The following is an 18,293-nucleotide window of genomic DNA, read 5'->3' as shown; positions in this document are numbered from 1 at the left end:
AAAATGGAATAAAAAATACTTTTGGACATAATAATTATTAATCCAAATTCCATTTAAAATGAATATTAAGTACTCTATTGCACTACTGTTTTTGTTTGTTATTTCGATTGTCAATGGTCAAACTAAAGGTAGTTTACGAGGGACTATTGTCTCAGATCAAGGAAAAAATATTAAGGGTGTATTGGTAACAATCAAGGGCCAAAAGCAAAGCGCTTCTTCAGATAGTAATGGAGAATTTGTTCTGTCTGATTTAGAAGCCATGACCTATCAAATTTTATTAGCGCGTGATGGATATCTTCCATTAGAGAAAGAAATTCAGATATCTGCAGGTTCTAACTCCGTTAAATTTGAATTAGAGGAAATGCCTGCCATGTTAGAGGGTATCACGGTAACCGCTCAAAAAAGAGAACAAAAAAATAAAGATGTTCCCATTGCTATAACTTCTTACGGAAGCGATTTTATAAATAAACAAGGTACTTTCGAATACGATGCCTTATCAGACTACGTTCCGGGATTTCAAGTTCAAATTCAAAGTGTTAATAATCCTGGTGTTGTAATTCGTGGTATAACGAGTGATAGTGGAGATTCTCGAGTGGAGCCTAGAGTTTCTATTTTCCAAGATGGAGTTTCAATTAGTAAATCAAGAGGATCTGTAGTAGAGCTTTTTGATGTAGAACGAGTTGAGGTTTTAAAAGGTCCGCAAGGAACATTATTTGGTCGAGGAGCACAAATTGGAGCCATGCACATTATCCAAAATAAAGCCAAAAACGAAACCTCGGGCGCGGTAAAATTAGGATATGGCAATTTTGAGCAAGTTTTAGCTAATGCTTATGTCAATACCCCACTAATTAAAGATAAACTGTTTTTCAGAGCTTCAGGAATCTATAATGCTCGTGAAGGATATATTAAAAACCTTTCTGGCGGGAACTTAAATGGAAAGCAAACACTCGCTTTTAGAGCCGCTTTTAAGTATGTTCCTTCAGAAAAAACAAAGATTGATTTAATTGCCAATTGGCAACACGATACACCTCCCGGCACTTCGTTCAAAAGTGGTGCTTATGCTCCAACAGGCGGAGATACAAATCCAAACACCTTTGCTGATTTAGAACGTGGAGAAGAATTGGGAGTGGATCGAACTGTAAAAGGAATTACTGCGATTGTAAATCATGAATTTAATTCTAATTGGAATTTAACCGCGACAACTGCTTACCGTGATTTTGATTCTAATGAGGCTTTTGACGCAGATGGGACAGCAGCACCTGCTTTGTATTTTAGAGAAATTGCCAAAGGAGAACAGTTTAGCCAAGAATTGCGTTTTAACTTTGATACTAAATCAAAATTTAGAGGATTTTTTGGAACTAATTTCTTTGCCGAAAACGGAAGTCAATACGTCCCTTGGGAGGTAAATGAGCAAAGTTTTGCGATGTTACTATTAAGCCCTGCTACTTTTGTAGTAAACGGTCAGCCTCAATATTTACCTAGCGTACCTAATAATCCAGCAACTTTTGGACCTTTGGCTGGAGCACCATTTAATCCGAGTAATTTTGAATCCAACACCAATTATTCACGTAATTATTCAGGAGATATTTTTGCAGATGCATCTTATGATTTATCGTCTAAGTTTTCAGTAACTGCTGGTTTGCGCGGTACATGGGAGAATGCAAATGCAGGTTACGAAGTGAGAGACGCAACAACGCCATCTAATGTTGGTTATTTGACAAGAGTCTATCCAAATAATTTGTTTGCTACTACAAACAATCAAAGAATTGTAGCTAGTAAAAACTTTACCTCGATGGTAGGTCGTTTTGCTCTAAATTACATGGTAAACGATAATATTACGTTATTCGCAACCACTTCAAGAGGGCGAAGACCTAATGTTATAAATATTACAGCAGCGCGAACAAAAGTCCTAGCTAATGAAATTGTATGGTCCTATGAATTAGGAGCTAAATCATTATTTTTAAATAACAAATTACAATTTGATTTTAGTGCTTACATTTATGATTATTCTAATTTTCAAACAAGTGTAACTTCCTTTGTAAATGGTATCTTTACAACAGCAACGCAGGATAGTGGTAATGCGTCATCGTTTGGTTTTGAGACGGCTTTTCAATATGCAATTAATAAAAGCACTAGTTTTTTCGCTAACTATGGCTATATAGATGCTTCGTTCGATGATGTAGATTCCAATGGAAATCCACAAGCTCTAGCTGGAAATACTTTTAGATTAACGCCTAAGCACTCTATTTCTGCAGGATTTGATGTTACGCCAAGAGTAAACAACAGATTAGAATTGTTTTTTAGACCATCATTTACATATAAATCAAAAGTGTTTTTTGAGGAAACTAATTTGCCAAATATTTCGCAAGCGGGATACGGAATTTTAAATTCTAGAATTGGAGTAATCATAGACAAAAAATATGAATTAAATTTTTACATGAATAACGTAGGAAATAAACAATTTATCGTAGATGCTGGAAATACAGGACAAGCTTTTGGTATCCCAACTTTTATAGCAGGTCCACCACGATTTTTTGGTATGCAAGTTTCAGCTAAATTTTAGTAACCACAATCTAATCTCTAAAAGATGATAATTAAAAACATAAAGAATACAGTACATGCCTTGCTATTTGCTGTTGCTTATTCACTTACAACAAACGCTCAGCAAACTGCAGTTAAATACGATTTAAATTCAATCGATGAGGTGATTTCTAAGCAAGAAGCAGTTGTGTCAGGAATCAAAGCTGGAAACGAAGCTGCAGTAACTTGGGCAAATCCTAATTCTCATCAAAAAACAAAAATTGCATTTGTTTATTTACATGGTTTTGGAGCCAGTAAAAGAGAAGGGCAACCGGTAATGAAAATGCTATCTGAAAAATATGGTGCTAATGTTTACGAAGCCCGATTAAGTGAACATGGAATTGATAGAGTCAATGCATTTGAATACCTAACTCCAGAGAATTATGTAGCTTCTGCTAAAGAAGCTGTTGCTATTGGTAAAATGTTAGGTGAGAAAGTAATTGTAGTTAGCACTTCGACTGGTGGTACATTGAGTCTTACTTTGGCTGCAGCCGATAAAGAAATTGCGGGTCTGATACTGTATTCCCCATTTATAGATGTACTTAGTCCTCAAATGGAAGTTTTGTTAACAGTTGAAGGTAAGGCTGCTTTTGTTAAAATGAACGGGAGCGAAATTCAAAAGCAAAATAGACCAGCAGAGGAAGCTAAATTTTGGTCGACATCCTATCATGTAAATGGCTATGCGGCTTTGATAAAAATGCTGAAAGACAATATGACAACGGCGACGTTTCAAAAAGTGAGTTGCCCTGTTTTTGTAGGCTATTATTATAAAAATGAGCAAGAACAAGATAAGGTCGTATCTGTCCCAGCTATTCTAAAAATGTACGATAGCTTAGGAACACCACAAAATAAAAAAGAGAAAGTTGCTTTCGCAGAGGTTGGAAATCACGTGATCGCATGTGATATGAGATCTAAAGATTGGGAATCGGTTTACAGTGAAACAACTCATTTTATTGACTCACAGTTACTAAATAAATAAGTATGAAAATAGCACGATTTATTCTAGGAGCGCTACTTATTTCGAATTTTGGCTATACCGTAGCGCAATCGAAAAAAACAACCACTATCGCGCAGCCTATCACTTATGATTTTGATTTGCAAGGGCACAGAGGTGCACGAGGTTTGGCTCCTGAAAATACCATCCCTGCATTTAAAAAAGCATTGGAGCTTGGGGTCAACACTTTAGAACTAGACGTCGTGGTTTCTAAAGACAAACTACTAGTGGTTTCTCACGAGCCTTGGTTAAACGATCAGGTTACTTTGGATGCTAATACTAAGAAAATCAGTAAAGAAGAGGGCTTAGCTTACAAGATTTTTGAACACACTTACCAAGATCTTAGTTTGTACGATGTTGGAAGCTTAGGAAATGCCTTATTCCCACAACAAGTAAAAGAGAAAGTAAGTAAACCTTTGCTTAGCGCAGTGATTGCTTACGCAGAAGCGATAAATCCTAAAATCAAGTACAATATTGAAATTAAAAGTACTCCAGATGAGGAAAAGAATGGCTACCAACCCAATATTGAAGAATTTGCTGATTTGCTAGTGAAAGAACTGAAAGCGACATTACCAATAAATCGTGTAATAATTCAAAGTTTTGATCCAAGAGTTTTGCAATATCTCCATAAAACTTATCCTGAATATACGTTGGCCTACTTAGTATTTGAGAACGATTACAAGAAAAACAGTGCTGATTTAGGGTTCATACCTCAAATCTACAGTCCTTATTATGCTTTGCTTACTCCAACTGAAATAGCAACGATGCATCAAAATGATATGTTAGTGATTCCGTGGACGGTAAATGAGCCCGAAGATATGAAGCGCTTACTAGCGATGGGTGTTGATGGTATTATTACTGATTACCCTAACTTAGCATTGCCTTTTAGAAAGTAGCATTTCTAAATACAAATAATCAATATAGCATAACGCCTCAGAATTAATTTCTGAGGCGTTTGCTTTTAAAACGCTATTTTTATTTCCATTTGATACCACAGCCAATACTGGGTTTTTGGTTAGGATTTATAGTTCTGTTGTACACGATTCCATCAATGGCTCCTCTCAAGTCGCTTCCACTTAGCGGGATTCCGTTTCCGGGACGGCTATCATCTAATTGTCCTCGGTACACTAAGCTATCTTGATTGTCAAATAAAAAGAAATCGGGTGTACAAGCTGCAGTGTACGCTTTGGCCACAGCCTGACTTTCATCATATAAATAAGGAAATTCAAAATTATTCTCGAAAGCATATTCCGTCATTAAAGCAGGACTATCTTGCGGATAATTTTCGACATCATTACTAGATATGGCGATAATACCCAAACCTTGAACTCGATAATCGTTAGCAATCATCACCACTTCTTCAATTACATGATGGACAAACGGACAGTGATTACAAATGAAAAATACTAGAGTTCCTTTTTCACCACGAAGGTCAGCAAACGAGAAAGTTTCCTTACTCCAAGTCCGATCGGGTAAATGAAAATTAGGAGCTTTTGTTCCAAGTGGTAACATGTTTGAAGCTGTTTTAGCCATTGCAAATTGGAATTTGTGGGTTGAACCTTAAAGTTAGTGAAAAAGACTCGTTTTTATGGAAAAAGGATTATTTTAGTTGGCAATAAGTTCAAAAGAGAAAGTGATGGAAAATAATTTAAGTTGGCAAGAGTTCGAAAAAATCGAAATGCGCGTTGGAACCATTCTATACGTCAATGATTTTCCCGAAGCAAGAAAACCCGCCTACCAACTGACCATCGATTTTGGAGAAGCTATTGGAGTTTTAAAAACATCAGCTCAAATTACAAAACGATATACCAAAGTGGATCTAGTCGATCGCCAAATTGTTGCTGTTGTAAATTTTCCTAAAAAGCAAATTGGGAAGTTTATGAGTGAATGTTTAGTGCTTGGTGCCGTAGGCGAGGACGGTGATGTGATTTTACTCGCACCCGATTTTAAAATTCAAAACGGACTGCGAATTGGATAGTGTTGTAGTTCCTAATGCAAACTAATAACTTTTGCAATGCGCCATTTTTCATTGGTCAACTGCCACATGATAATGAATTTACTGGTTTTTGAAGGAGTTCCTGTAGGTTCCTGATTATTATGAAATTTATGCAGTCCAATTTCGACAGCTCCGTACCCTTGTATGGGATAAACTTCGATGCTTCCTGCAACCAATTCTCTGGTTACTTTACCACAAATATTTTTTTTAGTTCCGTCCAGTACCTCTTGTTTGGAAGTCATTAAACCTCCTTGATCGTGATAGAATTCAAGTGAATCAGCATAAATAGCAGCTTGCTTGTTCATATCACAATTGTTGTAGGCATCAAAAAAAGTACTGTCCATTGCAATAATCGCATCGTATAGCTGTTGGTCTTCGATCGCGTATTTGTAGGGAGTTTGTGCTACGGTTTCTTTTTTAAGAGCGCAGGAGGTGGTAAATAAAATGATAATCAAGTAGATAGGTAGTATGTGTCTATTCATTTTTCCTTGTTTTTGATGTTTAAATTTTAAATTTAATTCACTATATAAATTAGTAATTAAGCCTCATAGTCAATTGATTACGATTAAGACTCCTTTTGTGCTTTTTCAGAAACTTGCCATATTTTTATTTTAATTCGGGTACTAAAGCCTAATTTCTCATATAATTTTACAGCACCAACATTGGCTTCAGCAACATGTAAAAAAGGTGTTTTTTGCTGTTCGAAAATAACATTTGTAGTATGAGCTACTAATTGTTTAGCATATCCTTTACCAATATGGTCCGGATGGGTAATAACCGCACTTACTTCTATAAAGTTATCCATTTGCATGCGTTCTCCCGTTATGGCTATTAATTGGTTCTCCTTAAAAATCCCGTAATAATTACCTAAATCGGCTGTTTTAGATTTGAAATATTCTGGATAAACCATTCGCACCAATTGTAGTAGTGCTGCTCTATGGCTTTGATCTAATTTTACAATTTCCTCCGTATATGTAATTGCTATTCTGTCTCGAATGATCATTTGTAAGCATAGTAATTCGTGCTTGATTTGTAATGATTTTGGAAGTTTTGGTTTCACACCAAAAACAAAAAAAGAGGGAACCGACTTGGCATAAGTCAACAAATCAGATTCGTTGTTTGAAGGCGCATTAAACACTGCAAAAGCACAATACTCGGGATTATAAAAATGAGTTGTACCAGACTTTAAAACAAGGTTTTTATGGCTTTCAGCCAATGAGTACCAAACAGGATTATCAAGTTTATATTCTGTATTCATACTAAACGTTTAATTTTCTATTGGCAAGCTATCACTTTGTCCCCATTCGGTCCACGATCCATCATACACTGCTCTCGCATTTGTGGAACCAATTATTTCATAAGCAAGATAATCGATGCAAGCAGTGATTCCTGAACCGCAGCTAAAAATTATTGGTTTCTCTTGATTAGGTAAAATAGTTTTTAATTTTTCTTTCGATAGAAAATATCCGTTTTGAACAAGGTCAGTATAAGGAACGTTTATGGAACCAGGAATATGTCCGCTACGCAGTCCAACTCTAGGTTCAGGAGTTAGTCCTAAAAAACGATCATTGGAGCGCGCATCAATTAATAATGCATCTTGAGTTTGAATATTAGCTAGTACATCTGCGGTATTTTTGACCATGGCTGGATTAAAATTGGATTTAAAATCACCTTTTGGATAAATTTTTATCTCATTTTTTTCTATGGGGAGGTTGGCTTTTACCCAAGCAGGTAGACCGCCATCGAGCACCCATACGTTTTCGTGCCCCATGATTTGAAATAACCACCACGCCCGCGGACTAGAATAGATACCCAAACTATCGTAGACTACAATTTTACTTGTGGAATTAATGCCTAATTTTTGAGCAGCATTCTCAAATGCTTTTGGTTCAGGGAAGGTGTTAGGCAAAGGATTAGCGGTATCGCTAAAATCATTTTTTATATCAAAAAAGCGAGCTCCTTCAATTTGAATATCGGTGAATTCAGGAAGGACGTTAGCTTGATTAACTTGTTGGCTCGCATCCAAAATAATTAAATCTTTATCTTGAAAGTTATCGCTGAGCCATTGTATAGAAACGATTGTGTTTTTCATAAGTGCTATTTTAATGTGATGAGGTACGTCTTTTATTCCATTTATAAATTTCAATCCAAAGAACTGAAATTAGACTGACTGCTATACAAATCATAATTTGAGAAATAGAAAGTGGTTCTACCTCAAAAAAATCAGCTATTGGACGTATGTAAATTATCATAGCGAGCATAATCAAGGTAATGGAATTCACAAATACCATCATATTGTTTTTGTTTTTCAAAGAACTGAAAACCGAATAAAAGAAGGAACGATTGACCAAAGAGAGAATCACATTCGAGAAAACCAAAGTTGAGAAAACCATCGTTCGAGTTTCAATTTCGGATCCACCATTTTGCACTGTCAATTGATAAATAAATAATATTCCTAGCGTAATTACTATTCCTTGAATAATACTAATAGCCATTTCTTTTAAGGATAAGAAAGTTGATCCTAACTGTCGTGGCATTTGTTGCATGCTGTTTTTTTCAGCAGGTTCATTTTCGTAAACGATAGAGCACATGGGTCCCATTACTAATTCTAAAAAGATCACATGAACTGGTGTGAAAATATCGGGATAGATCCATCCGAGAAATAAGGGTAAGGATACTGTAAGAATGATAGGAATATGAATACTCACAATATATTGAACCGCTTTTTTAAGATTCGTATAGATGCGACGTCCAGCAGCTACGGCTACAATCATTTTTGAAAAATCATCATCAACCAGAATTAAATCAGCAGCTGATTTTGCGATTTCAGTACCTTTTTTTCCCATAGCGACGCCTATGTGGGCCGCTTTCAGCGCGGGTCCATCATTTACACCATCTCCAACCATGGCAACGATTTGATTGTCTTTTTTAAGTGCATTGATTACCGCTAATTTTGCCTCAGGAAACATTCTTGTTAACAAAGTTGTTTCATGAATGGCTTGGATCATTTCATCTGATGGTAAAGCCATGATTTCTTCTCCCTCTAAGCAGCGATTGGAATTTTTAATTTCAGCTTTTGCTGCAATTGCAGTTGTCGTCGCGCTATTGTCTCCGGTAATGACTTTTACATCCATTCCTGCTTCATAAAATTGTTTTATGATTTTTTGGATATTTGCTTTGGGAGGGTCGTAAAAAACAACAAGCCCAACAAATTCAAAAGGTAATTGAGTTTGCTTTTCAGGAAAAGTTGTTTCGCTAAAGTCTGATTTGGCGACAGCTAGGATGCGGTATCCTTTTGCGGCTAGATTATTACTGATGGTTTGTATTTTATCCGACTTTGTTTCGCTAAGATGTGAAACTTTTAAAATAGCTTCAAGAGCTCCTTTGGCAGCAATTATTCTCTGACCGTTTTCACTTTGAAAAACGTGAGTCATCATTGGTGGTTTCCCTTCTAGCGGGTATTCGTGAATCATTTGAAATGAAGAGCGAACATCAGTAGTAGACGTTTTTTTATAAACAGTATGAAGGGATTTTTCCATTGGGTCAAACGGAACTGGTTCGCTAGCCCACATTGCGATTTCGATGACTTTCTCTGCTGATGGGTTTTTCCAATTTTCTTGCTCATACAATGTATCGGATTCGAATGAATAAACCGATTGTAGGCTCATGGTGTTCTCTGTAATTGTCCCAGTCTTATCGGTGCAAATTACCGTTGCGCTACCAAGCGTTTCCACTGTTCTTATTTTTTTAACGATTACACCTTCTTTCATTAAGCGATAAGAGCCTAGTGCCATAAAAGTAGTAAAAGCGACAGGGATTTCTTCGGGCAGGATTGACATAGCGAGCGTCAAACCTTTGAGTAAACTGTTTAGAATGTCCTGCGTTTTATAGTAGTAAACACCCCAAACCATTAAAAAAATAATGATTCCGATAACAGCCATTCCTTTTACAAATTTTTCTATTTGAAGTTGCAAAGGAGTAGCCTCGTCTTTGATGTCAAGGATTGATTGGCCCAATTGCCCAATTTTAGTCTTGGGCCCGATTTGTGTGACTTTGTATACCGCTAATCCTGACGCTACGAGCGTTCCGCTGTATACTTTGTTGTCCTTGCTTTTGTCTGATTTAAAAACAGCATAAGGCTCACCGGTTAGCGATGATTCATTAACCGAAAAATCATTACTATGTACTATTTCGCCATCAGCATTAATTGTATTGCCTTCCTCGGCGATTACTAAATCATGGAGTACGATGGCAGTCGTAGCGATTTTTTGAGCAAGTCCATTTCTATAAACAGTACTTAAGGGTTCATTAAGTTTTTCTAGTGCTTCTAACGCTTTTCTGCTTCGATTGTCTTGGTAAAAAGAAATTCCTGATACGGCTACAATGGCCGCTAACATAAAATAAGCTTCACTGTTTTCGCCTAAAATAAAATAGATAATAGCAACTGCAATCAGTAGAATTAGCATTGGTTCTTTGAACAGTTCTAAAAGAGCCGTCCACCATTGATAAGTGGGCTTGTGTACTTGTTCATTAGTGCCCGATTGTTTTCTTGAATTGATGACTTCTCCATCCGTAAGGCCTACGATAGCATCAGGTATATTTATTTTTTTTGACATTGGGCGGCATATTTTGGATCCTAATCAAATATACTGCTTTTAATTAATTTGCTAAAGCAGTACTGGGCCTAGTTTTGCAAGAATGATTCTATTTTAGCAAGCTGTCAAGATAAAAAAAAAGTCTACAAATCAATTGATTTACAGACTTTAAGTAAATTGTTTTTTATTTTTTATGCTTTTTCAGCGGTATCAACTATTTTAGTAGCAGTAGCATTGTGCAGTACTATTTGTGGAAACGGAATTTCAATTCCTTCGTTATCAAAAGCGACCTTCAAACGCTTCCGCAATTCACCGCTTACTTCCCATTGTTTGCTGGGTAATGTCTCCCCCAAAATCTTTAGCATAATAGCCGAGTCAGCAAAATCATTGACACGTAAAAATTGAGGAGCGAGTAAAATAGCGGACTTCCACTCTGGGTCATCTGCCAATGTTGTTCCAACCTTGTTAATTACGGTTATGGCCTGTTCTAAATTCGTGTTGTAGCTTACACCAATATCGAGATTGATTCTAGAAAAATCTTTGGATAAATTAGATACTTTTTTGATCTCTCCATGCGGAATATGGTGTACCGTTCCGTCGAGGTCTCTCAAGGTAGTTTTGCGTAAGCTAATTTCTTGAACAGTTCCACTAGCGTTATCAAAACTTACCACATCACCCACGCGGTATTGATTTTCTAGAATAATAAAAAGACCCGAAATGATATCTCTGATGAGGTATTGCCCTCCAAAACCGAAAGCCAAGCCAACTATTCCGGCTGCAGCCAAAATGGGTGCGATTTCTACACCAAACTCCTCTAAAACCATTAATGAGGCAATAATAAGTAAACCTATTCGTGCCGTGGTATTAAAAATTTGGATCAAGGTATTCTCTCTTTTCTCTTCTGCATCTTGAGACGAAATCCCGTCTGGTCGAACGGCAATTCGTACTGCTTTGGTTATAAAACCTGCTATGACTTTGTTGAGAATTAAAGTGCCTATAACAATAAATATTATTTTCACGCCACTAGTTAAAACCCATGGAATAACAAGTTCAGCATATTTATCTACGTATTTATGTACGATTTCATTCATGTATAATTCGTTTTAAAATATTGATAAAAGTAAAAAGTCCAAAAATCAATTGATTGTTGGACTTTTAGTTAAGTAAGAGCTTTAATTTATAGATTATAAATTAAATATCGTCAAAATCAATATCAGTGAAACTAGATGTTTGCGGTAAAGCTTCCTCATCCGAAACTACTGTTTCAGCTGCATATTCCTTTTTAAAATCTTTTTGATGTCTTTCTGAAATTACTTCTTCTCCTTTGTGGTTTAAAACATAAGAAGTCATGTCCTCTAGAATTTCTGCGAAAGCAGCAAAGTCCTCTTTATACAAATAGATTTTATGTTTTTTGAAGTGAAAAGATCCGTCCTCTTCAGTGAATTTTTTACTTTCGGTAATGGTAATGTAATAATCGTCGGCTTTAGTTGCTCTTACATCAAAAAAATAAGTTCTTCTTCCTGCGCGTAAAACCTTAGAAAAGATCTCTTCTTTTTCTAACATGTCATGTTCTCTCATAATCCGTTCTCTCAATTAAATGGTTGTTAATTAGTAACCAAAAATCTTAAAAATATATCTATTATCCAACAATTAAAGCAATTCTTTTTCTGAAAGTTGCTTTAAATACAATGACTTGTAGTACCCTTCTTGATTTATTAACTGGTTATGAGAACCTTGTTGAATGATTTTTCCGTCTTCAAGAATTAGTATGGTATCCGCATTTTTTGCGGAGGATACGCGGTGGCTAACAATCAAGGTTGTTTTGTCCTTGCAAATTTCAAATAAATTATTCAATATAGCTTCTTCTGTTTCGGTGTCAACGGCTGATAAACAATCATCAAAAAGCAAGATTGGAGGGTTTTTTATGATTGCACGAGCAATGGATACACGTTGTTTTTGCCCACCTGAAAGAGTAATTCCCCTTTCGCCTAAAACCGTATCATATTGTTTGTTGAAGCCCATGATGTTTTTATGAACTACCGCACTTTTAGCAGCAGCCTTAACTTCTTCTTCAGTAGCGTTTTCTTTACCAAATTTGATGTTGTTTTTGATACTGTCAGAGAATAAAAAAGCGTCTTGAGGCACAATTCCAATGCTGTTTCTTAGGTCAAAAAGGTTTAAAGAACTAATCTCTTTTTGATCTACTTTGATCGAACCAGATGTAGTATCATACAATCTTGAAATCAACGATAGTAGGGAGGATTTTCCAGAACCTGTTTTACCTAGAATTGCAATTGTCTCTCCTTTTTTGATCGTAAAACTGATGTCTTTTAAAGCCTCAATTTTAGTATCGTTATAGGTAAAACTTACGTTCTCGAAAGCGATCGAACCTTCTATTTCTGACTTGTTTGTGTTGTTGTTTTTAATTTCAGGTTCAATTTTCAAGAATTCATTTAGTCTTTTCTGAGATGCTTCGGCCTCCTGCACCATCGAAGACACCCAACCTAAGGAGGCAACAGGCCAAGTTAACATATTGACATATAAAATAAATTCAGCAATGGTACCAATACTTTTAATGGTTCCGTCGATATACATGATACCTCCAAAATAAATAACGACTAGGTTACTAATCCCGATTAAAGCAATCATTAAGGGTCCAAATAACGATTGTACTTTGGCTAGATTTAAGCTTTTGTTTTTGCTTTCTAAAGCCAAATTTTCCATGTTGTTTTGGTGCTGTTCCTCAAGAGAATAAGCTTTTATGACACGAACACCTGAGAATATTTCTTGTGTGAAACTAGATACTTTCGATAAATATTGCTGAAAAATGGTACTTCGTTTATTGATTTCGGAACTTAGTTTAAAAATTCCATAGGATAGCAAGGGTAACGGAAGTAAGGTGTATAAAGTTAGTCGTGGCGAAACATTGTACATATATACAATGACAATCGTAAAACGAATAATGGTGTTGATAGAATACATTACTGCCGGACCTACATACATACGAACTTTGGACACATCCTCGCTGATGCGATTCATTAAATCGCCAGTTCTATTTTGTTTATAGAAATTTTGAGAAAGGTTTTCGTATTGTTTAAAGACTTCATTTTTTAAATCGAACTCAATATGGCGCGACATCACGATTAAGGTTTGGCGCATAAGGAAGGTCAAGAATCCTGCAATTATCGTCGTTGTAATGATGAGCAAAATATTAGAAATTAATTCGTCTTTTATCACAGCTGAACTGATGCTTTTGTCTTTAGAAAAAGTTTCAATAACCTTAAAAGACTGGCTAATCAATTTAGGAGTGAACAACATGAAAATTTGTGCAATAATGGTAAATACAATTCCTAGTGAAAAGCTGTATTTGTATTTGACGAAATATTTATTTAAATAACTTAATTCTTTCATTATAATCAGGATATTCGTTTGTGAATATCTTATTTTTTTGGGGTTAATCGTTGTTTTTTATGCTGCTTTTTAAAAGATAATTTAATTTCCAATCTGACGATAACATAAATAATTGGAACTAAACTTCAATATATTCATTTTTTATGTATTTTTGACTCGTCTTTTTGACAAATTCATAAAATTAATATTATAAAAATTAGCACTATGGATGCAACTTTCGCAACTGGAAAGGAACTTCAAAAAATGGATCCCGTTTTTGGACAGTTATCATTTGATGATCACGAACAAATTGTATTTTGCAATGACAAAGATACAGGTTTAAAAGCAATTATTGGTATTCATAATTCGGTTATGGGACCTGCCTTGGGAGGAACTAGAATGTTCGATTACGCTAATGAATGGTCTGCTTTGAATGACGTTTTACGTTTGTCAAGAGGAATGACTTTTAAAGCGGCAATCACAGGTTTAAATATTGGTGGTGGTAAAGCCGTAATTATGGGTGATGCTAAAACACAAAAAACACCTGAATTGATGCGTAAGTTTGGTGAATTTGTACATTCGTTAAGCGGAAGATACATCACTGCCGAAGATGTAGGGATGGAAACGAAGGATATGGATACAGTTCGTGACGTTACTCCTTATGTTACTGGAATTTCTATTGAAAGAGGAGGAGCAGGGAATCCTTCGCCTGTAACTGCTTTTGGAGTTTACATGGGAATGAAGGCTGCCGCTAAACATAAATTTGGATCAGATTCTCTTGCCGGTAAAAAAGTATTGGTTCAAGGTATTGGTCACGTAGGAGAAACTTTAGTTGAATATTTGACTAAAGAGGGTGCTATTGTTACTATTGCTGACATCAACGAAGAAAAATTATACGAAGTAGGAGCTAAATACAGTGCTACTATTTACACAGGAGAGGATTTATATACTGCCGATGTAGATATTTATGCACCTTGTGCTATGGGAGCAACTATAAATGATGGTACTGTACATAAAATTAAAGCTAAAGTGATCGCAGGAGCGGCTAATAACCAATTAGCAAATGAGGATGTTCACGGTGCTATTTTACAAGAAAGAGGAATTTTATATGCTCCTGATTTCTTAATTAACGCAGGTGGAATTATCAATGTATATGCTGAACTAGCGCATTACGACAGAGCTGAAATTATGTCTAGAACAGAGAATATCTATAATACGACATTGGAGATTTTAGATTATGCTGTTGCAAAAGGAATAACAACGCATCATGCAGCATTGAATATCGCTCAAAATAGAATCGATCAAAGAAAAATAGAAAATAGTAAAAACTAATTTCGTCATTTAAATACAATAGCCATAGTTTTCGATTTCCATTGAAAACTGTGGCTTTTTTATGATTATATCATTTAAATAAGAGGGTTTGCTTTTTTTGTAATCGTTTAATTTTATTTTGAAAAAGGAAATTCTTATTTTTGCAGTCTAATTTTATAAAAGTTCTTACAAGGTGGTAAACAGAAGACACATTCGCGTTAAGGTTATGCAATCCATTTATGCGATGCATCAAAATGGTTCAGATAATTTAGAAAAAGAAGAGAAGTTTCTTTTTCATAGTATCGATAATATTCAGGATTTATACCTTACAATGATTTCTTCCTTAATGGAAATTTGCAAAAAAGAAACTGAGTTTTTGCATAAATCAAGTTTAAAACATCTTGCAACTCCTGCAGAGCGCAAGCCAAACGAAAAATTTATTAAAAATCGTATTTTCGAAATTCTTGCCGAAAATAACTCTTTAAGTATTGCTTTAGAAACACGCAAAATCGATGCTTGGCACTTGCACGAGGATTACATCGCCTTGTTGTTAAACGCAATTAAAGCAAGTACTTTTTACCAAGAGTACATGAGTAATCCATCTAGCTCTTTTGAAGAAGACAGACAACTAATTGGTGATTTGTTCACGGAAGTTATTGTTCCAAACGAAAAACTATATGAATTTCTTGAAGACGATAAACTAACTTGGATAGACGATATCCCAATGGTAAACACACATATTATCAAACAATTGAGAGGGATGAAACCAATCGAAGATGATAATTTTAGAGTGCCTAAATTGTATAAAGACGCTGAGGATAAAGACTTTGTAAAAGATTTGTTTAGAAAAACAGTCTTGAACGAAGCGGCTTTAGCAAAAGAATTTGAAGATAAAACACCCAACTGGGATAGTGATCGTATTGCTGAGGTGGATACTATTATTTTAAAAATGGCTATTTGCGAATTTTTAAAATTCCCTTCTATTCCTGTAAAAGTGACGTTGAATGAATATTTAGAATTAGCTAAAGAGTATTCTACTCCAAAAAGTAGTATTTTTATCAACGGTATTCTAGACAACTTGGTAAAAGAATTAGAAGCCAATAAAAAATTAATTAAAGCCGGTCGCGGTTTAATGTAAGACTAATAAATAAAAAAGAGAATTTAAATTATGGAACAATTAACTCAATTTGCACCGTTTTTATTAATGTTTGTGGTAATCTATTTCTTTATGATTAGACCACAACAAAAAAGAGCTAAAAACGAAAAAGAATTCGAAAGCGCTTTAAAAGTAGGTGATAAAATCGTTACTAAAAGTGGTCTTCATGGTAAAGTTGCTGAACTTGCTGAAACGACTGTAGTTATTGAAACAATGGCTGGAAAGTTGAAAATGGAGCGTTCTGCGATTTCTTTAGAAATGAGTGCAGCAGTAGCTAAGAAATAATTTAGCGTATAAATAGCATAAGAAAGTCCCGTTAATAACGGGACTTTTTTTATTTGTATTTGTCGTTCAATCCTTGGTTTTGTAAGATCAGAGGTTTAATTTTTTCAAAGCGAGAGTGTTTTGTTTCTGCTCTCTTTGCACTAACAATATATTCAATAAATTCTTGCTGTTTTGAAATTGTAAAGTTTTGAAAGGCTGTTGCCAAAGCAGGATCATTACTTAATTCTAAACTAAGCTCTGGCGAAACTAGTTTGGTCTTTTTTTCGGGTTTGCTACTGATACCTGAATTTTCATTAGCAATGGCTTCCTTAATATAGAGCAAAATAGTGGCTTCGTCAACTTCTTTTATGTTTTGAAATCGCCATTGACGCAGTGATTTTGTTACTCCTTCCTGCGCATTAATTAAAACATTGAGTTGGTCTTTTAAAAATACGCCATTGTAAAACCAAATACCAAAATAACTTTTAAAGCCTCCGATACCAAGAACATTTTTACCGTTTAAAACATAAACGGGTCCTCCCCATTTAGTAGTTTCTACTAACTCAGTTTTAGCAATAATAGCTTTAAGTAAGTCTAGCTCGGCTGTCCAATTATTGTTTTTATCCCAAATATGTTTTTTAGGCTCGGAGGTTTCCATTTATTTTTTTCTTTTCGAAACGGCTAAACCGTAGTTTGGTAAAGCAGTTAATTCGGCAATTTTTACAATTACTTCTACCGCTTTTTGCATACTTTCTACAGGTACGTACTCATATTTACCGTGAAAGTTATGTCCACCAGCAAAAATGTTTGGACAAGGCAATCCCATGTAGGATAATTGACAACCATCAGTTCCACCACGAATGGGTTTGATTAAAGGTTTTATGTTCACTTCTTTCATTGCTTTTTCAGCAATGTCTACAATATGTTTGACAGGAACTACTTTTTCCTTCATATTATAGTATTGGTCTTTGATCTCTGTAATTACGATATCTTCTCCAAATTGCTTAGCAAATTTTTTGTTGATTTTTGCTGTAATTTTTTCGATTAATTCCTTACGTTTTTCAAACTTTAGTTTGCTATGGTCTCTGATAATCAGTTCTAAGACCGTTTCTTCAATACTTCCAGTTAAGTGATGTACGTGAAAAAATCCTTCATAGCCTTTAGTTTCCTGTGGCGTTTCTTTTTTAGGCAAGGCGTTGATAAAGTCATTTGCAATTAGCATCGAGTTGATCATTTTGCCTTTGGCATAACCCGGATGCACGCTTTTACCTTTGAAAGTAATTTTGGCTCCAGCTGCATTAAAGTTTTCGTACTCTAATTCTCCAATTTGGCTTCCGTCCATAGTGTAGGCCCATTCAGCGCCAAATTTAGCAACATCAAAATGGTGTGCTCCACGACCAATTTCTTCATCAGGAGTAAAACCTACTCTAATTTTTCCGTGCTTGATATCTGGATTATTGATTAAGAATTCCATTGCCGTCACAATTTCGGTGATTCCAGCTTTATCATCTGCTCCTAATAATGTAGTTCCGTCAGTTGTAATTAAGGTTTGCCCTTTGTATTGCAATAAATCCTTGAAATAGGTAGGTGATAATATGATGTTTTGTTCAGCATTCAATACAATATCTTTTCCGTCGTAGTTGGATACGATTTGCGGTTTTACATTCGCACCTGTGAAATCTGGAGTAGTATCAAAGTGCGATACGAAACCTATTGTAGGTACTTCGTGCGGTACATTACTAGGTAGAGTTGCCATGATATAGGCTTTATCATCGATGGTAACATCTTGCATACCAATCGCTTTTAATTCTTCAACCAATTGATTCGCTAAATCCCATTGTTTTGCAGTACTTGGGGTTGTAGTCGAGTTCGAATCTGATTCTGTGTCAACAGTTACGTAACTGATGAAACGATCAATAATATGTTGCATAAATTTGTTTTTTTATTAAGGCTATAAAGGTACTATTTAAGACTGAGGTTTTAAAACGCTAATTTTCAATAGCGAGG

17 protein-coding genes are annotated in these 18,293 nt (G+C 35.4%); 7 read left to right on the top strand and 10 right to left on the bottom strand.

Annotated elements, in window-relative coordinates:
* Nucleotides 1–58 precede the first annotated feature (58 nt).
* Genes ACZ2G0_RS15450 through ACZ2G0_RS15440 form a run of 3 tightly spaced genes read left to right on the top strand, consistent with a single transcriptional unit; the run spans nucleotide 59 to nucleotide 4,470 of the window.
* The gene (locus tag ACZ2G0_RS15450) at nucleotides 59–2,563 is read left to right on the top strand and encodes a TonB-dependent receptor (RefSeq protein ID WP_470308393.1); all 2,505 of its coding nucleotides are present in this window, start codon (nucleotides 59–61) and stop codon (nucleotides 2,561–2,563) included.
* A 24-nt stretch (nucleotides 2,564–2,587) separates the two neighbouring features.
* Nucleotides 2,588–3,559: an alpha/beta hydrolase gene (locus ACZ2G0_RS15445; protein ID WP_470308392.1), complete on the top strand. Its 972-nt coding sequence runs from the start codon at nucleotides 2,588–2,590 to the stop codon at nucleotides 3,557–3,559.
* 2 nt (nucleotides 3,560–3,561) lie between these two features.
* On the top strand, nucleotides 3,562–4,470 hold the full coding sequence (locus tag ACZ2G0_RS15440; protein ID WP_470308391.1) for a glycerophosphodiester phosphodiesterase family protein: 909 nt from the start codon (nucleotides 3,562–3,564) through the stop codon (nucleotides 4,468–4,470).
* Between the two features lie 79 nt (nucleotides 4,471–4,549).
* Here ACZ2G0_RS15440 and ACZ2G0_RS15435 read toward each other — a convergent pair whose 3' ends face one another.
* Nucleotides 4,550–5,107 (bottom strand): thioredoxin family protein, encoded by a 558-nt coding sequence (locus tag ACZ2G0_RS15435; RefSeq protein WP_470308390.1) that lies wholly within the window; start codon nucleotides 5,105–5,107, stop codon nucleotides 4,550–4,552.
* Between the two features lie 103 nt (nucleotides 5,108–5,210).
* On the opposite strand from ACZ2G0_RS15435, the gene ACZ2G0_RS15430 reads away from it, so the two are divergent.
* Nucleotides 5,211–5,552, top strand: a complete 342-nt coding sequence (locus ACZ2G0_RS15430; RefSeq protein WP_470308389.1) for a tRNA-binding protein — start codon at nucleotides 5,211–5,213, stop codon at nucleotides 5,550–5,552.
* A gap of 11 nt (nucleotides 5,553–5,563) precedes the next feature.
* On the opposite strand, the gene ACZ2G0_RS15425 is transcribed toward ACZ2G0_RS15430, so the two are convergent.
* The 7 genes from ACZ2G0_RS15425 to ACZ2G0_RS15395 all read right to left on the bottom strand — a co-directional run bounded on the left by ACZ2G0_RS15425 (nucleotide 5,564) and on the right by ACZ2G0_RS15395 (nucleotide 13,576).
* The gene (locus ACZ2G0_RS15425; protein ID WP_470308388.1) at nucleotides 5,564–6,052 is read right to left on the bottom strand and encodes a nuclear transport factor 2 family protein; all 489 of its coding nucleotides are present in this window, start codon (nucleotides 6,050–6,052) and stop codon (nucleotides 5,564–5,566) included.
* Between the two features lie 83 nt (nucleotides 6,053–6,135).
* A complete protein-coding gene (locus tag ACZ2G0_RS15420; RefSeq protein ID WP_470308387.1) occupies nucleotides 6,136–6,828 on the bottom strand; it encodes a GNAT family N-acetyltransferase in 693 nt (230 codons plus the stop codon).
* Nucleotides 6,829–6,837: 9 nt separating this feature from the next.
* Nucleotides 6,838–7,662: a sulfurtransferase gene (locus ACZ2G0_RS15415; protein WP_470308386.1), complete on the bottom strand. Its 825-nt coding sequence runs from the start codon at nucleotides 7,660–7,662 to the stop codon at nucleotides 6,838–6,840.
* A 10-nt stretch (nucleotides 7,663–7,672) separates the two neighbouring features.
* Nucleotides 7,673–10,186 carry a cation-translocating P-type ATPase gene (locus tag ACZ2G0_RS15410; RefSeq protein ID WP_470308385.1) on the bottom strand — a complete coding sequence of 838 codons (2,514 nt, stop codon included), beginning with the start codon at nucleotides 10,184–10,186 and terminating at the stop codon, nucleotides 7,673–7,675.
* Nucleotides 10,187–10,356: 170 nt separating this feature from the next.
* Nucleotides 10,357–11,256: a mechanosensitive ion channel family protein gene (locus ACZ2G0_RS15405; protein ID WP_470308384.1), complete on the bottom strand. Its 900-nt coding sequence runs from the start codon at nucleotides 11,254–11,256 to the stop codon at nucleotides 10,357–10,359.
* 100 nt (nucleotides 11,257–11,356) lie between these two features.
* On the bottom strand, nucleotides 11,357–11,743 hold the full coding sequence (locus tag ACZ2G0_RS15400) for a PUR family DNA/RNA-binding protein (protein ID WP_300287428.1): 387 nt from the start codon (nucleotides 11,741–11,743) through the stop codon (nucleotides 11,357–11,359).
* A gap of 72 nt (nucleotides 11,744–11,815) precedes the next feature.
* Nucleotides 11,816–13,576, bottom strand: coding sequence for an ABC transporter ATP-binding protein (locus ACZ2G0_RS15395; protein WP_470308383.1), 1,761 nt, complete (start codon nucleotides 13,574–13,576; stop codon nucleotides 11,816–11,818).
* Nucleotides 13,577–13,780: 204 nt separating this feature from the next.
* Here ACZ2G0_RS15395 and ACZ2G0_RS15390 point away from each other — a divergent pair, with 204 nt between their 5' ends.
* From ACZ2G0_RS15390 to yajC, 3 genes are all read left to right on the top strand, one after another.
* Nucleotides 13,781–14,887, top strand: coding sequence for a Glu/Leu/Phe/Val family dehydrogenase (locus ACZ2G0_RS15390; RefSeq protein ID WP_470308382.1), 1,107 nt, complete (start codon nucleotides 13,781–13,783; stop codon nucleotides 14,885–14,887).
* 205 nt (nucleotides 14,888–15,092) lie between these two features.
* Entirely contained in the window at nucleotides 15,093–16,004 is a 912-nt protein-coding gene (gene nusB, locus ACZ2G0_RS15385; protein ID WP_470309854.1) for a transcription antitermination factor NusB, read from the top strand.
* 30 nt (nucleotides 16,005–16,034) lie between these two features.
* Entirely contained in the window at nucleotides 16,035–16,307 is a 273-nt protein-coding gene (gene yajC, locus ACZ2G0_RS15380; RefSeq protein ID WP_300287419.1) for a preprotein translocase subunit YajC, read from the top strand.
* 49 nt (nucleotides 16,308–16,356) lie between these two features.
* On the opposite strand, the gene ACZ2G0_RS15375 is transcribed toward yajC, so the two are convergent.
* Both ACZ2G0_RS15375 and pepT read right to left on the bottom strand, forming a co-directional pair.
* Nucleotides 16,357–16,944 (bottom strand): YdeI/OmpD-associated family protein, encoded by a 588-nt coding sequence (locus ACZ2G0_RS15375; protein ID WP_470308381.1) that lies wholly within the window; start codon nucleotides 16,942–16,944, stop codon nucleotides 16,357–16,359.
* A complete protein-coding gene (gene pepT / locus ACZ2G0_RS15370) occupies nucleotides 16,945–18,216 on the bottom strand; it encodes a peptidase T (RefSeq protein WP_470308380.1) in 1,272 nt (423 codons plus the stop codon).
* Nucleotides 18,217–18,293 lie beyond the last annotated feature (77 nt).

This window comes from Flavobacterium sp. KKT103 (assembly GCF_055640565.1).
This window is presented reverse-complemented; position numbering and strand designations above follow the sequence as displayed.

Bases quoted from the DNA above. Each gene is read 5' to 3' on its own strand.
- ACZ2G0_RS15445 (WP_470308392.1), top strand. From the start codon at position 2,588: ATGATAATTAAAAACATAAAGAATACAGTACATGCCTTGCTATTTGCT.
- ACZ2G0_RS15405 (WP_470308384.1), bottom strand. From the start codon at position 11,256: ATGAATGAAATCGTACATAAATACGTAGATAAATATGCTGAACTTGTT.
- nusB (WP_470309854.1), top strand. From the start codon at position 15,093: ATGCAATCCATTTATGCGATGCATCAAAATGGTTCAGATAATTTAGAA.
- ACZ2G0_RS15390 (WP_470308382.1), top strand. From the start codon at position 13,781: ATGGATGCAACTTTCGCAACTGGAAAGGAACTTCAAAAAATGGATCCC.
- ACZ2G0_RS15400 (WP_300287428.1), bottom strand. From the start codon at position 11,743: ATGAGAGAACATGACATGTTAGAAAAAGAAGAGATCTTTTCTAAGGTT.
- yajC (WP_300287419.1), top strand. From the start codon at position 16,035: ATGGAACAATTAACTCAATTTGCACCGTTTTTATTAATGTTTGTGGTA.
- ACZ2G0_RS15430 (WP_470308389.1), top strand. From the start codon at position 5,211: ATGGAAAATAATTTAAGTTGGCAAGAGTTCGAAAAAATCGAAATGCGC.
- pepT (WP_470308380.1), bottom strand. From the start codon at position 18,216: ATGCAACATATTATTGATCGTTTCATCAGTTACGTAACTGTTGACACA.
- ACZ2G0_RS15435 (WP_470308390.1), bottom strand. From the start codon at position 5,107: ATGGCTAAAACAGCTTCAAACATGTTACCACTTGGAACAAAAGCTCCT.
- ACZ2G0_RS15450 (WP_470308393.1), top strand. From the start codon at position 59: ATGAATATTAAGTACTCTATTGCACTACTGTTTTTGTTTGTTATTTCG.
- ACZ2G0_RS15415 (WP_470308386.1), bottom strand. From the start codon at position 7,662: ATGAAAAACACAATCGTTTCTATACAATGGCTCAGCGATAACTTTCAA.
- ACZ2G0_RS15425 (WP_470308388.1), bottom strand. From the start codon at position 6,052: ATGAATAGACACATACTACCTATCTACTTGATTATCATTTTATTTACC.
- ACZ2G0_RS15410 (WP_470308385.1), bottom strand. From the start codon at position 10,186: ATGTCAAAAAAAATAAATATACCTGATGCTATCGTAGGCCTTACGGAT.
- ACZ2G0_RS15420 (WP_470308387.1), bottom strand. From the start codon at position 6,828: ATGAATACAGAATATAAACTTGATAATCCTGTTTGGTACTCATTGGCT.
- ACZ2G0_RS15395 (WP_470308383.1), bottom strand. From the start codon at position 13,576: ATGAAAGAATTAAGTTATTTAAATAAATATTTCGTCAAATACAAATAC.
- ACZ2G0_RS15375 (WP_470308381.1), bottom strand. From the start codon at position 16,944: ATGGAAACCTCCGAGCCTAAAAAACATATTTGGGATAAAAACAATAAT.
- ACZ2G0_RS15440 (WP_470308391.1), top strand. From the start codon at position 3,562: ATGAAAATAGCACGATTTATTCTAGGAGCGCTACTTATTTCGAATTTT.